Annotated in this window: 9 protein-coding genes; 2 read left to right on the top strand and 7 right to left on the bottom strand. The window is 73.0% G+C overall.

Annotated elements, in window-relative coordinates; translation table 11 throughout:
* The first annotated feature begins 15 nt into the window (after positions 1–15).
* On the top strand, positions 16–2451 hold the full coding sequence (locus tag MLV88_RS02760; protein ID WP_242332920.1) for a bifunctional acetate--CoA ligase family protein/GNAT family N-acetyltransferase: 2436 nt from the start codon (positions 16–18) through the stop codon (positions 2449–2451).
* 3 nt (positions 2452–2454) lie between these two features.
* On the opposite strand, the gene MLV88_RS02765 is transcribed toward MLV88_RS02760, so the two are convergent.
* Together MLV88_RS02765 and MLV88_RS02770 are read right to left on the bottom strand one after the other, a co-directional pair.
* Positions 2455–3408, bottom strand: coding sequence for an electron transfer flavoprotein subunit alpha/FixB family protein (locus tag MLV88_RS02765; protein WP_242332921.1), 954 nt, complete (start codon positions 3406–3408; stop codon positions 2455–2457).
* A 9-nt stretch (positions 3409–3417) separates the two neighbouring features.
* On the bottom strand, positions 3418–4221 hold the full coding sequence (locus MLV88_RS02770; RefSeq protein WP_277956809.1) for an electron transfer flavoprotein subunit beta/FixA family protein: 804 nt from the start codon (positions 4219–4221) through the stop codon (positions 3418–3420).
* Positions 4222–4362: 141 nt separating this feature from the next.
* On the opposite strand from MLV88_RS02770, the gene MLV88_RS02775 reads away from it, so the two are divergent.
* Positions 4363–5418 (top strand): AraC family transcriptional regulator, encoded by a 1056-nt coding sequence (locus MLV88_RS02775; RefSeq protein ID WP_242332922.1) that lies wholly within the window; start codon positions 4363–4365, stop codon positions 5416–5418.
* A gap of 120 nt (positions 5419–5538) precedes the next feature.
* Here MLV88_RS02775 and MLV88_RS02780 read toward each other — a convergent pair whose 3' ends face one another.
* The 5 genes from MLV88_RS02780 to MLV88_RS02800 form a co-directional block, all read right to left on the bottom strand.
* Entirely contained in the window at positions 5539–7338 is a 1800-nt protein-coding gene (locus MLV88_RS02780) for an acyl-CoA dehydrogenase (RefSeq protein WP_242332923.1), read from the bottom strand.
* Positions 7339–7351: 13 nt separating this feature from the next.
* Positions 7352–10639, bottom strand: a complete 3288-nt coding sequence (gene icmF, locus MLV88_RS02785; RefSeq protein WP_242333168.1) for a fused isobutyryl-CoA mutase/GTPase IcmF — start codon at positions 10637–10639, stop codon at positions 7352–7354.
* 2 nt (positions 10640–10641) lie between these two features.
* On the bottom strand, positions 10642–12342 hold the full coding sequence (locus MLV88_RS02790) for an AMP-binding protein (protein ID WP_277957193.1): 1701 nt from the start codon (positions 12340–12342) through the stop codon (positions 10642–10644).
* A gap of 246 nt (positions 12343–12588) precedes the next feature.
* Positions 12589–12924, bottom strand: a complete 336-nt coding sequence (locus MLV88_RS02795) for a hypothetical protein (protein ID WP_242332925.1) — start codon at positions 12922–12924, stop codon at positions 12589–12591.
* A gap of 150 nt (positions 12925–13074) precedes the next feature.
* Positions 13075–14406 carry a hypothetical protein gene (locus tag MLV88_RS02800; protein ID WP_242332926.1) on the bottom strand — a complete coding sequence of 444 codons (1332 nt, stop codon included), beginning with the start codon at positions 14404–14406 and terminating at the stop codon, positions 13075–13077.
* Positions 14407–14498 lie beyond the last annotated feature (92 nt).

The following is a 14498-nucleotide window of genomic DNA, read 5'->3' on the forward strand; positions in this document are numbered from 1 at the left end:
TAGCATCGCGGGAGCGTGCGCCCCCACCCGTTCGAACGTGTCTTCGCTCCCCGCGCCATCGCGGTGTTCGGGGCCGACGGCCAGGAGTCGGCCGGCCATCGCATCCTCCGGAACGTGGTCGCGGGCGGGTTCGCGGGGCCGGTCCACGTCATCGGCGAGCCGGCGGAGTGCCCGGCCGGCGTGCGGCGCTGCGCCTCGCTCGCCGAGGTGGAGGGCGAGATCGACCTCGCCATCGTGGCCTCGCCCGCCGCATCGCTTCCCGAGGTGGTGCGCGCGTGCGCGGCGCGCCGCGTCGGCGGGGCCGTGATCGCTCCCCCGGCGTCGGGCGCGACCGGCCGCGCGGCGCTCGACGCGGGCGCGGTCCGCGCGCTCCTCGCGGAGGCCGCGCGAGGCGGTCTGCGGCTCCTCGGGCCGAACAGCGTCGGCCTCATCCGGCCGGCCGCGCGGCTCAACGCGACCCTCACGAACGGGGGCGCGTCTCCCGGGTCCATCGGGCTCGTCTCGCAGTCCGGCGCGATCTGCGCCACCGCGCTCGACTGGGCGGCGGCGCACCGGGTCGGGTTCTCGGCGGTGGTGTCGCTCGGGGACGCGCTCGACGTCGACTTCGGCGAGGTGCTCGAGTACCTCGCGCTCGACCGCGCCACGAAGAGCATCCTCCTCTACCTCGAGACGATCCGCTCCGCGCGCGCGTTCCTGAGCGGCCTGCGCCTCGCCGCGCGCCTCAAGCCCGTCGTGGTGGTGAAGGCGGGTCGCCACGGCGCGGGGGCGGGCAGCGCGTCGTCGGACGACGCCTTCGACGCCGCGCTCGCGCGCGCCGGCGCCGTGCGGGTCGGCTCGATGGACCAGATGTTCGCCGCCGCGCGGCTCCTCGGGACCCCGCGCCCCGTGAGCGGCAACCGGCTCGCCGTCGTCACGAACGCCCGCGGGCCCGGCCTGCTCGCCGCCGATCGCGCCGCCGAGCTCGGCGTGGTCGTCCCGCCGCTCGCCGACGCGACCTGGCGGGAGCTCGACGCGCTCCTGCCGGCGGCGTGCTCCCGCTCGAACCCGCTCGACCTCCTCGACGACGCCGATCCCGCGCGCTACCGGATCGCGGTGGAGCGCTGCCTCGCCGATCCCGACGTCGACGCGGTGCTCGCCATGCTCGCCCCGCTCGCGCGCGCGCAGCCGGCGGGCGCGGCCGACGCGGTCGTCGCGGCGAGCCAGGGCCGCTCGAAGCCGATCGTGGCCTGCTGGATGGGCGAGGAGCTCGTGCGGAGCGCCCACGCGCGCTTCCTCGAGGCGGGCGTCCCGGACTTCTCCTCGCCGGAGGCGGCGGTGGACGGGTTCGCGCTCCTCGCGAGCCACGCGCGCAACCAGCGCCTGCTCCGGCAGGTGCCCGGCCCGCTCGCCCCCGACGCGATCCCGCACCTCGACCGCGCCCGGGAGATCGTGCAGGCGGCGCTCGCGCGCGGGCGCGACCGGCTCACCGGCGCGGAGCTGCGCCGGCTCCTCGCGGCCATCGGCATCCGCGATCGCGACTCCGCCGGGCAGCGGGTGAGCGGGACCGAGCTGTACGTCGGCGTCGCCCGCGACGCGGTCTTCGGGCCGGTGATCCGCTTCGGCCGGGGGGGACCCTCCGGGCTCGCCGGCGAGGCGGTCGTCGCGCTCCCGCCCCTCGACACGGCCATCATCCAGACCCTCGTGCGGACGAGCCGCATCGCCTCCGTGTTCACCGCCGCCGGCGGGATGACCGCGCGGGAGGTCGCCGCGTTCGAGCGCACGCTCTGGGCGGTGTCCGCGATCGTGAGCGAGCTGCCCGAGCTGCGTGAGCTCGAGATCTCGCCCCTCGTCGTGGCGGACGACGACGTCTACGCGTCCGGCGCGCGGACCTCCATCGCGCCCGCCCTCCCGGAGGCGGGGCGGTACGGGCACATGGCGATCCACCCGTACCCGACGGACGTCGGCGCGCGCTGGCAGCTCCCCGGAGGCGTCACGGTCTCGGTGCGGCCCATCCGGCCGGAGGACGCGGAGATGGAGGCGAGCTTCGTGCGCAACCTCTCCGACAACGCGCGCCACTTCCGCTTCATGATCGCGCTGAAGGAGCTCACCCGGGAGATGCTCATCCGGTTCACGCAGATCGACTACGACCGCGAGCTCGCGCTCGTCGCCCTGGTCGAGCGCGAGGGGAAGGAGACGCAGATCGCGGTGGCGCGCTTCATCAAGGCGGACCCCGAGACCGCCCACGTCGCGATCGTGGTCGCCGACGCGTGGCAGGGGAAGGGGATCGGCGCGCGGCTGCTCCGGATGCTCATCGCGGCGGCGCGCGCGCGGGGGATCCTCCGCCTCGAGGGCGAGGTGCTGCACGAGAACACCACCGCGCTCGAGCTGATGGCGCGGGTGGGGTTCTCGATCCGCCGGGACCCCGAGAGCCCCGACCTCTGCCTCATCGAGATGAGCCTGACGGGCGCGTAGCGATCACCTCAGCTTCGCCTGCAGCTCCGGCAGCGCGGGGAAGAGGTCGGCGACGAGGCCGTAGTCCGCGATCTGGAAGATGGGCGCGTCGGGGTCCTTGTTCACCGCCACGATCACCCGCGACCCCTTCATGCCCGCGAGGTGCTGGATCGCGCCGGAGATGCCGGCCGCCACGTAGAGCTCCGGCGCGACCACCTTCCCGGTCTGCCCGACCTGCCAGTCGTTGGGCACCCACCCGGCGTCGACCGCGGCGCGGGTCGCGCCGACCGCGGCGCCGAGCGCGTCCGCGAGCGCCTCGACCGGCCTGAAGTCGCCCTTCGTGCCGCGGCCGCCCGCGACGATCGTGCGCGCCTCCGTCAGCTCGGGCCGCGCGCTCTTCACCTCCACGAAGCCGAGGTGCCGGGTCCGGAGGCTCGCGGCGTCGACCGCGACCGGCGCCCGCCGGAGCTCGCCCTGCCCTTCCCTCGGCGCCGCCGCGAACTCCGTGGGGCGCACCGTGAACACCTTCACGGGCGTCGTGATCTCCACCTCGGCGAGCACGTTCCCCGCCCACATCGGCCGCCGGAACGTGAGGTCGCTCCCCTCTCCGCCGAACCCGACGACCTCCGTCGCCATGCCGGCCTCGAGCCTCGCCGCGACGCGCGGCAGCACGTCCTTCGCGACGGCGGTGGCGGCGGCGCCGACGAGGGTCGACCCGGTCGCCCGCGCGAGGTCGGCCACGACCGGCGCCCACGCCTCCGCGAGGGGGTGCTCGAGCACGGCCGCGTCCGCGACGTGCACCTCGACGCCGTGCGCGGCGAGCTCCGCCGCGGCCGCGTCGATGCCGCTCCCGAGGAGCGCGGCGGCGAGCCTGCCCCCGGTCCGCCTCGCCAGCTCGCGCCCGGCCGAGAGCGCGTGGAGGGACGCCTTCCGGAGGTGTCCCGCGTGCTGCTCCGCCACGATGAGCACGTTCGCCATGTGGTCCCCCTAGACCGCCTTCGCCTCGTCGCGGAGCTTCCGGACGAGCTCGTCCACGTCCGCGACCTTCACGCCGCCCTTGCGGGCGGGCGGCGCCGCGAGCTTCCTCACGGCCACCTTCGGCGTGAGGTCCACGCCGAGCGAGGCGGCCGGGATCTCGCGGATCTCCTTCTTCTTCGCCTTCATGATCCCCGGGAGCGACGCGAACCGCGGCTTGTTGAGCCTGAGGTCCGTCGTGACGACCGCCGGGAGCCGGACCTCCAGCGTCTCGACGCCCCCGTCGACCTCGCGCACGACGGTCACGCGCGTCCCGTCGGCGGACACGGCGAGGCCGGGCAGCCGCTTCTGCTCCGCCTCGCTCTCCAGGCTGTCGTGCTTGGAGGCGAAGGTCGCCTGCCCCAGCCCGAGCCGCTCCGCGAGGTACTGGCCGGCCTGGTTCTGGTCGTCGTCGATGGACTGCTTCCCCAGGATGGCGAGGTCGGGCTTCTCCTGCTCGAACACCTTCGCGAGGAGGGCGGACACGACGACCGGGTCGAGGGGGCCGTCGTGCCGGACGTGGATCCCGCGGTCCGCCCCCATCGCGAGCGCGGCGCGGAGCTCGGTCACCGCCCGCGCCCCGCCGATGGAGACGACGACGACCTCGCCCCCGTGCTGCTCCTCGAGCCGCAGCGCCTCCTCGACGGCGATCTCGTCGAAGGGGTTCAGCTTGTAGTTCACGCCCTCGGTCACGATCCCCGTGCCGTCCGGCTTGACCTGGATCCGTGACTCCGGATCCTCGACGCGCTTCGCGGTGACCAGCAGCTTCAGCGGCATGCCGTCCCTCCCTCGCTCCTTTCGACTCTACGCAGCCGCGGACGGCGGGCGCGATGCCCGGCGCGCCGCGCCGGCTGGCGGTTTTTGCCAGTCGGCGCAGGGGCGCTGTACCATCGGGGCCCCCGAACCGGCCCGAGAGCGATGCAAAAGCACACCGTCTCGATGCACTTCGTCGGCGCCGCCGTCGCCGGGCTCTCCGGCGACGCGCGCGCGCGGGTCCTCGCGTCCGCCGGCATCCCCGCCGACCTCCTCGCGACGCCCCATGCGCGGGTGCCGGCCGAGTCCTTCTCCGCCCTCTGGCTCGCCGTGAACCGCGAGCTCGACGACGAGTTCTTCGGCCTCGATCGCCGGCGGATGAAGTGCGGCAGCTTCGCCCTGCTGTGCCACGCGGTCCTGCACGCCGGGACGCTCGAGCGGGCGCTGCGGCGGATGCTGAGAGGGTTCGCGGTGTTCCTGGACGACGTCCGCGCCGAGCTGCGCGTCGAGGGGCGGGACGCGGTCGTCGTCGTGACGAACGGCATCGCGGACGCCTCCGCCCGCCGCTTCGCGGACGAGACGTTCCTCATCATGGTCCACGGGCTGATGTGCTGGCTCGCGGGACGGCGCATCCCGCTCACGACGGCGGAGTTCGCGCACCCGCGTCCCCCCTACGCCCAGGAGTACACGGTCATGTACTCGCAGCGGCTGCGGTTCGACGCGGAGCGCACGGCCATCCGGTTCGATGCGCAGCTCCTCGCGCTGCCGATCCGTCAGACCGCGAGCAGCCTGAAGACCTTCCTGCGCACGGCGCCGCAGTCGGTGTTCCTCAAGTACACGAACGAGGAGAGCTGGACGGCGCGCCTGCGCCGCCGGCTCCGCCGGAGCATCGGCCAGCTGGAGTGGCCCCGGCTCGAGGACGTCGCGCGCGAGTTCCACGTCGCGCCGACGACCCTCCGCCGCCGGCTCGACGCGGAGGGGACGAGCTACCAGGGCATCAAGGACGAGCTGCGGCGGGACGCGGCCGTCCATCACCTGTGCGGCACCCGCCTGAGCGTCGCCGAGATCGCCGCCACGCTCGGCTTCCAGGAGACGAGCGCGTTCCACCGCGCGTTCAAGCGCTGGAGCGGGGTGCAGCCGGGCGAGTACCGCCGGCGCCAGGCCGAGCTCGCGCCGCGCTCCGACGACGCGCCGTCCGCGCCCGCCTCTGCCCGCGGCTGAGTCCGGGCCCGCCCGCGCTCAGGCGCGCCGCCGCCCCCCCCGGTGCAACATCCGCTCGGGCCGAGCCCTGCCGCGGCGCACGCTGCCTGCGGCGGGCTCGGCCCGAGCGAGCGACGGCCGTCAGAACTGGTCGTCCGGGAGGGCGAGCACCGCGTCGGCGTCGGCGACGACGGTCCGCGCGAGCCCACCGCCGCGCACGAGCACGTGGTCGGCGTAGAAGCGGGCCGTCGAGATCTTGGCACGGAGGAAGCCGGCCTCGCCGGTGCCCGCCTCGAGGTGCCGGTGCGCCGCGAGGGCGGCGCGGGCCATCTGCCAGCCGCCCGCGACGGTGCCGAAGAGCTCGAGGAACGGCACGGCGCCGGCGGCGGCGCGGCGCACGTCGGGTCCGAACGTGGCGACCACGAACTGCACCGCCTGCTCCAGGGCGGTGACGCCGTCGCGCAGCCGCGCCGCGATCGCGGAGAGCGTCTCGCTCTTCTCCTGCTCGAGCCGCGTCACGACCTCGCGCATCTCGGCCATCACCCGGCGGATCGTCTCTCCGCCGTCGCGCGCGACCTTCCGGCCGACGAGGTCGATGGCCTGGATGCCGTTCGTGCCCTCGTAGATCGAGGTGATCCGGGAGTCGCGGAAGAGCTGCGCCGCCCCGGTCTCCTCGATGAAGCCCATGCCGCCGTGGACCTGGATCCCGAGCGACGCGATGTCGATCGCGTTGTCGGTGCTCCAGGCCTTCACGATCGGGATCATGAGCTCGACGAACGCCTGGCTGCGCGCGCGCTGCTCCGCCTCGGGGTGGCAGCGCGCCGTGTCCATCGCCGCCGCCGTGACGCAAGCGACGGCGCGCATGGCCTCGGTCCGCGACTTCATGAGCAGGAGCATCCGGCGGACGTCCGGGTGGCGGAGGATCGCCACCTTCTCCTTGCTCCGCGTGCCGAGCTCCGTCCCCTGGAGGCGCTCCCGCGCGCAGGCGAGCGCGAGCTGGTAGGCGCGCTCCGCGATGCCGACGCCCTCCAGGCCCACCGAGAACCGGGCCGCGTTCATGGTGATGAACATGTACTCGAGGCCGCGGTTCTCCTCGCCGACGAGCCACCCGACCGCGCCGTCCTTGTCGCCGAAGGCGAGGACGGCGGTGGGGCTCGCGTGGATGCCGAGCTTGTGCTCGAGCGACACGCAGCGGACGTCGTTCCTCGCGCCGAGGCTGCCGTCGGCGTTCACGAGGAACTTCGGCACCACGAACAGCGAGATGCCCTTGACGCCCTCGGGGGCGTCGGGCGTCCGGGCGAGGACCAGGTGGACGATGTTCTCGGCGAGATCGTGCTCGCCGTAGGTGATGAAGATCTTCTGCCCCTCGAGGCGGTAGCTGCCGTCCGGCTGCCGCACGGCGCGGGTGCGCACCGCCGAGAGATCGGAGCCCGCCTGCGGCTCGGTGAGCACCATCGTGCCGGCCCACTCGCCCGAGGTGAGCTTCGGCAGGTACCGACCCTTCAGCTCCTCGGAGCCCTTCAGCTCGAGCGCCTCGATCGCGCCGCGCGTGAGCATCGGGCAGAGCGCGAACGAGAGGTTCGCCGCGTTCCACATCTCCTCGACGAGCGCGGAGACGAGGCGCGGGACCCCCTGGCCTCCGTACTCGGGGCTGCAGGAGAGGGCGTTCCAGCCCCCCTCCACGAAGCTGCGGTACGCGCCTCGCCAGCCGGTGGCCGTGACGACCTCGCCGTCGGCGACGACCCGCGCCCCCTCGCGGTCGCCCACGACGTTGAGGGGCGAGAGGACCCCGGCGGCGAACTTCCCGGCCTCGGCGAGGATCGCCTCCGCGAGCTCGAGGTTCACCTCGCCGCAGCCCGGCAGGCGGGCGACCTCGTCGATCGGGGCGAGCTCACGCAGGACGAACTGCATGTCGCGGAGGGGTGCGGTGTATTCCTTCATGGCTGACCTCCAATCACATGTTGCGCCGGTACTGCCCGCCGACCTCGAAGAGCGCGGCCGTGATCTGACCGAGCGAGCACACGCGGACCGCGTCCATCAGGACCTCGAAGACGTTGCGGCCCTCGAGGACCGCCTGCCTGAGGCGGCGCAGCGCGAGCGGCGCCTCGTCCGCGTGGCGCGCGTGGAAGTCCCGGAGCCGGTCGAGCTGGGAGCGCTTCTCCTCCTCCGTCGAGCGCGCCAGCTCGATGTGGTCGGAGACCGGGTCGCCGTGCGGGTTGCGGAAGGTGTTCACGCCGACGATGGGGTACTCGCCGGTGTGCTTGAGCATCTCGTAGTGCATGCTCTCCTCCTGGATCCGGCTGCGCTGGTAGCCGGTCTCCATCGCGCCGAGCACGCCCCCGCGGTCCGCGAGGCGCTCGAACTCGGCGAGCACGGCCTCCTCCACGAGCTCCGTCAGCTCGTCGATCACGAACGCACCCTGGTTCGGGTTCTCGTTCTTCGCGAGCCCCCACTCCCGGTTGATGATGAGCTGGATCGCCATCGCCCGGCGGACGCTCTCCTCCGTCGGCGTGGTGATCGCCTCGTCGTAGGCGTTCGTGTGGAGCGAGTTGCAGTTGTCGTAGATCGCCACGAGCGCCTGGAGCGTCGTGCGGATGTCGTTGAAGGCGATCTCCTGCGCGTGCAACGACCGGCCCGAGGTCTGGATGTGGTACTTCAGCTTCTGGCTGCGCTCGTTCGCGCCGTACCGGTCGCGCATCGCCACCGCCCAGATGCGGCGCGCCACGCGGCCGAGCACCGTGTACTCCGGGTCCATGCCGTTGCTGAAGAAGAAGCTCAGGTTCGGCGCGAACTCGTCGATGTGCATGCCGCGCGCGAGGTAGGCCTCGACGAACGTGAAGCCGTTCGCGAGCGTGAACGCGAGCTGGCTTATCGGGTTCGCCCCCGCCTCCGCGATGTGGTAGCCGCTGATGCTCACCGAGTAGAAGTTGCGCACCTTGTGGCGCACGAAGTACTCGGCGATGTCGCCCATCACCTTCAGGCTGAACTCGGTGGAGAAGATGCAGGTGTTCTGGCCCTGATCCTCCTTGAGGATGTCGGCCTGGACCGTGCCGCGCACGCTCGAGAGCGCGCGGGCGCGGAGCGCCGCCGCCTCGGCCACCGTCGGCTCCCGCCCGTGCTCGGCGGCGAACCGCTCGACCTGCTGGTCGATGGCGGCGTTCATGAACATCGCCAGGATCGCCGGCGCCGGGCCGTTGATCGTCATGCTGACGGACGTCGCGGGGTCGCAGAGGTCGAACCCGGAGTACAGCACCTTCAGGTCGTCGAGCGTCGCGATCGAGACGCCGGAGTTCCCGATCTTCCCGTAGATGTCGGGGCGCGGGTCCGGGTCGCAGCCGTACAGCGTCACCGAGTCGAAGGCGGTGGACAGCCGCTTCGCGGGCATGTCCTGGGAGACGAGCTTGAAGCGCCGGTTGGTCCGGAACGCGTCCCCCTCCCCCGCGAACATGCGGGTCGGATCCTCGTTCTCGCGCTTGAACGGGAACGTGCCCGCCGTGTAGGGGAAGGCGCCCGGCACGTTCTCCAGCATCAGCCAGGCGAGCCGGTCGCCGTCGTCCTCGAACCGGGGCAGGACGACCTTGCGGATCTTCGTCCCGGACAGGGAGGTGTGGACGATCCGGGTCCGCACCTCGCGGTCGCGGACCTTCACGACGTACTCGTCGCCCGCGTACGCCTTCACGAGCTCGGGCCAGCACGCGAGCAGCTTCTTCGCCCCGGGATCGAGGCGGGCCTCGCGCGCCTGCGCGAGCGGCTCGAGCGCCTCGGCGGGCGCCGGGTGGTCCGGATCGGCCGCGCGCACCATGCGCTGCGCCGCGCGGAGTTGCTGCGCCTCCCGCGCGAGCGCCGCCTGCTCGCGCGCGCGGCGCTTGTAGCCGCGGACGCCGTCCGCGATCTCGGCGAGGTAGCGCACCCGCCCGCTGGGCACGAGCGGGATCTGGTGCGTGCTGTGGCGCGTCTGGACCTCGGGCAGCCGGCCCTCGCGGAGCGGAAGGCCCAGCTCGCGCAGGCGCGGGCGGAGCGCCTGGTACAGCGCCGTGACGCCGTCGTCGTTGAAGCGGCTCGCGATGGTGCCGAAGACCGGCATCTCGTCGAGCGGGCGATCGAACGCGCCGCGGTTCCGCTGCACCTGCTTCGAGACGTCGCGCAGGGCGTCCGCCGCGCCCCGGCGGTCGAACTTGTTGATGGCGACGAGCTCGGCGAAGTCGAGCATGTCGATCTTCTCGAGCTGGCTCGCCGCGCCGAACTCCGGGGTCATGACGTAGAGCGGCACGTCGACGAGCGGCGCGATCGCGGCGTCGCCCTGGCCGATGCCGGGGGTCTCGACGATCACGAGGTCGAACCCGGCGACCTTCGCGGCGGCGACCACGTCCGGCAGCCCCCGGCTCACCTCGCTGCCCGTGTCCCGGGTGGCGAGGCTCCGGAAGTAGACGCGCGGGCCGTGCGTCCACGGGCCGATGGCGTTCATGCGGATGCGGTCGCCGAGCAGCGCGCCGCCGCTCTTCCGCCGCGACGGGTCGATGCTGACGACGGCGATGCGCAGCGCGTCGTCCTGGTCGAGGCGCAGCCGCCGGATGAGCTCGTCCGTGAGGCTCGACTTCCCCGCGCCGCCCGTCCCGGTGACACCGACCACCGGCACGCGGCGGGTGCGCGACTGGGCGTGGAGCGCCATGACGAGCTTCGGGTCCGCGTCGCCGTTCTCGAGGGCGGTGACGAGCCGCGCGAGGGCCCGCCAGGCGGCGTCGGAGTGGCCGGTGACGGCGTCGAGCGTCCTCGGGGCGAGCGGCGACGGGCCCGTGTCGCAGCGCTTCACGATCTCGCCGATCATCCCGGGCAGCCCCATGCGCTGGCCGTCCTCGGGGCTGTAGATGCGCCCGACGCCGTACGCGTGCAGCTCCCGGATCTCGGCGGGCACGATGACGCCGCCGCCGCCGCCGAACACCTGGATGTCCTCCCCGCCGCGCTGCCGCAGCGAGTCCACCACGTACTTGAAGAACTCGAGGTGGCCGCCCTGGTACGAGCTGATGGCGATCCCCTGGGCGTCCTCCTGCAGCGCCGCCGTGACGATCTCGTCGACCGAGCGGTTGTGGCCGAGGTGGATGACCTCGGCCCCCCGGTCCATGAGGATCCGCCGCACGATGTTGATGGCGGCGTCGTGGCCGTCGAACAGCGCCGCGGCGGTGACGATGCGGACCTTGTGCTTCGGCCGATCCTCGGTGACGGGCGTGAGCTCGCCGGTCGCGATGGTCACGGGTTCGCCTTCAGCTCGGGGAAGTCTTCCTCGAAGAACTCGCGCTCGCCGCGAGCGTCGGGCGACTCGTGCCGCTGCTTCTCGAGGCGGGAGAGCTCGGTGCGGCGGATCTTGCCGGAGATGGTCTTCGGGAGGTCCGCGATCTCGAGCCGGCGGACGCGCTTGTAGGGGGCGAGCACCTTGCGGATGTGCTGGAAGATCGAGAGCGCCAGCTCCCGGCTCGGCTCGTAGCCGTCCCTCAGCACGACGAACGCCTTCGGGACGGAGAGGCGGCGCGGGTCGGGGCTCGGCACGACCGCCGCCTCGGCCACGGCCTCGTGCTCGATGAGCGCGCTCTCGAGCTCGAAGGGGCTGATGCGGTAGTCGGACGACTTGAACACGTCGTCCATCCGGCCGACGTAGGTGTAGTAGCCCTCGTCGTCCACCGAGGCGACGTCGCCGCAGTGGTAGTGGCCGTTGCGCAGCAGGTGCGCGGTCTTCGCGGGGTCGTCCTTGTAGCCCGTCATGAGCCCGACCGGGCGCTCCTCCAGCGAGAGGCAGATCTCGCCCTCGCGCGCGGGCTGCTCCCCGTCGCCGAGCAGCGCGACCCGGTAGCCCGGCAGCGGCCGGCCCATCGACCCGGGCTTCACCTTCTGTCCGGGTGAGTTGCCGATCTGGCAGGTGGTCTCGGTCTGGCCGTAGCCGTCGCGGATGACGATCCCCCAGGCCTTCTTGACCTGCTCGATCACCTCGGGGTTGAGCGGCTCGCCCGCGCCGACGAGCTCGCGGAGCTTCACCGGGTGGCTCGCGAGGTCCTCCTGGATCAGCATCCGCCACACGGTCGGCGGGGCGCACAGGGAGGTGACCCCGCAGCGCGTGACGACGTCGAGCATCGCCTTCGCGTTGAACCGCGCGTAGTTGTAGATGAACACCGTGGCGCCCGCGTTCCACGGCGCGAAGAGGTTGCTCCAGGCGTGCTTCGCCCAGCCCGGCGAGCTGACGTTGTAGTGCACGTCGCCCGGCATCAGGCCGATCCAGTACATGGTCGAGAGGTGACCGACCGGATAGCTCGTGTGCGTGTGGAGCACGAGCTTCGGCTTCGCGGTCGTGCCGGAGGTGAAGTAGAGGAGCAGCGGCTCGTCCGCCGCCGTGGGGCCGTCCGGCGTGAACTGCGCCAGGGCGCCGCCCGCCCTCTCGTAGCTCGTCCAGCCGGAGCGCTCGCGCCCCACGACGATGCGCGAGTAGTCGCCGGGCAGCGCGTCGAACTTCGACGTGTCCGCCTCGCCGACGATCACGTGGCGCACCTTGCCGCGCTCGAAGCGGTCCTTCAGGTCGTCGGTGGTGAGGAGCGTCGTGGCGGGGATGATCACCGCGCCGAGCTTCATGCAGGCGAGCATGACCTCCCAGAGCGGCACGACGTTCCCGAGCATCATGAGGACCGCGTCGCCCCGGCGGACGCCCATCGCGCGGAGGAAGTTCGCGACCTGACCCGAGCGCCGGGAGAGCTCGGCGAAGGAGAGCTTCACCTCCTTGCCGCCCTCGTCGACGATCCACAGCGCCGGGCGGTCGTTCCCCTTCGCCAGCTCGTCGAAATAGTCGAGCGCCCAGTTGAACTGAACGAGCTTCGGCCACCGGAACTCCCGGTAGGCCTGCTCGTAGTCGGTCCGGTGGGCGAGGAGGAAGTCTCGCGCTTCGAGGAAGGGCCGTGACGGGCTCATCATGGACGCACCTCGGTAGATCGGGTGTGGACGCGCCCGTGACTGTACGCGCGGGCCACGCCGGGCGACGATGCCCGAGCCGGCCGTGTCACCTGGCAGTTTTTGCCACACCCCGCCTGCGGCGCCGGTCCATCGCGGGGCGGAGCCGCCGCCCCCCCAGGCCCGACCGAGAGCGAGCGAGCGCGTCAGGGGGACGGCCCCGTCCGCCCGAGCGCTCAGGCGGCTCGGGCCGGGAACGTCCGGGGTTCAGCGTCGCGCGAACGCGCGCGCGGCGTGCGGGTCGCGCCACTTGCGAAACCCGCAATGGAGGCACGCGTCCGAGAACGGGTTCGCCACCCAGATCGTCCAGTGGAAGTGGCATCCGCAGAAAGGGCAGCGGAACGAGGCGAACCTTATCGCCGCGCCGGCGGAGGCCGTGATCCAGGCGGCGAGGAGGACGTGCCCCGGCGTGGCGCTGCCGGAGAGCTCCGGCAACAGCCTCGTCGCCCATCCCAGCACCGGCGCGAAACCCACGATCGCGGCGGCGAGCACCCGGCGGCGCGCCCGGTAGTCCCGCCACACGGGCGACAAGCTCGAGCTCATTCGCCGGCGAGGATACCCCAGGACCCTCCGGGCCCCGAAAGGGACCGGTCGGCGCCTCGCTTGCGCGTGCCGGGCCGCGCGGCCTGGAGGACAGGGCGCCTCGCCGGCGCGGGGCGCCCTTTGCCCGAGCTCACCCCGCCGGCGACGGCCTCACAGCACGCGATCGATCGTGACGACGTCCACGAGGCCGAGCACCTGGTAGAGCGCGGGGATGATCCGCTCCGGAGGGTGGCGGCGCCGGAGCTCGGCCACCTTCTCCGTGCCGGCCCGGTACGCCGGCAGGTACATGCGCCCGTTGAGCGGGTGGCGACCCCAGGCGCCGGAGAGCTTTCCGGCGCGCTCCTCGGAGCACAGGTACTCGCCCCGGAGCACCCGGGCGACCTCGTCCTGCGGACGGCCCTCCTCCCAGGTGAGCCAGGACGACTGGTTCTTGGCGTCGTCCTGGAGGAGCGCGAGGAGCGTGCCGATCCGCAGATCGCGGTCGGGCAGCTCCGCGACCTCCTTGACGCCGAACGCCATCAGGACGGCGTTGTTGGCGAGCCCCTCGGACAGCGCGGCGCCCCGCGTGTTCATCGTCAGCACGGTGCCCTCGAAGCCGAGCTTCCCCTGGACGTAGAGGGCCTGGGCGAGCGCGAAGTTCGTCACGTGGCCGGGGACCACCTCGTGCGAGACGAGGTCCAGGAACTCCGGGACCGAGATCTCGAGCGCGGCGTTGATCTCGTAGGTCGCCTCGTAGAGCGGCGCGCCTCGCGCGTCGCGCGCCCTTCCGACGTAGTTCATCGAGCCCGAGAACCAGGCGTTCTCGATGGGCAGGAACTCGATGTTCGCGCGCGGCACGGCGTGGAGCGAGGGCGGGAGGTACGGCACCACGTGCCGGCGGGTGCCCTCCTCGAGCTCTGCGATGAAGCCGTCGGCGAGGAGCTTGATTGCCTTGCGGGGGACGAGCCGCTCGGCACGCCAGGCGTCGACGGCCGCGAGGAGCGGCTCCGGCCGGCCGTCCACGCCGAGCAGCTCCGCGAGGAGCTGCCGCTTCGTCTCCGGCCGAGACGGCTCGGGAGGCTTCCCGGTGGAGGCGACCACGCACCGCTCGTAGGGCACCTTCGGCCCGCGCCCGCGCAGCTCCTCCACGAGCTCCCACATCACGCGGAGCGACTCGGCCTGCCCCGCGAGGAAGGCGCCGCGCAGGCCGCCCAGGGCGCGGGCGTCGGCGGCCAGCGCGTCGATCGCGCCCGGCACGTCCACCGCCGCGAGGTAGGCGTCGAGGGCGGCCGCGTCCGGCGCCGGCGCGGCGACGCCACCCGTCTCCCGCAGCCGCGCCGCGGCCGCGTGCGTGTACGCCTGCGGGAGCGGCTCGTCGGAGAACCAGGAGTCCGCGATGTAGCGGCCAGTGCCGGAGGGGCTCATCACGTCGCCTCCCCACAGCGTGTCGATCCCCAGGATGGCGGTGGCGACGGTCCTCGCCAGCGTGGCCTCGTCCGGCATGAGCGGTCTCCTCGTGAGCGGCGGACCATAGCACCGGCGCTCGCCGGGGAGACGTCCCTCGAGGAGGACCTCGTCGCCGCCATGGAGGCCGC

The organism is Anaeromyxobacter soli (genome assembly GCF_022808855.1).
Taxonomy (GTDB): domain Bacteria; phylum Myxococcota; class Myxococcia; order Myxococcales; family Anaeromyxobacteraceae; genus Anaeromyxobacter; species Anaeromyxobacter soli.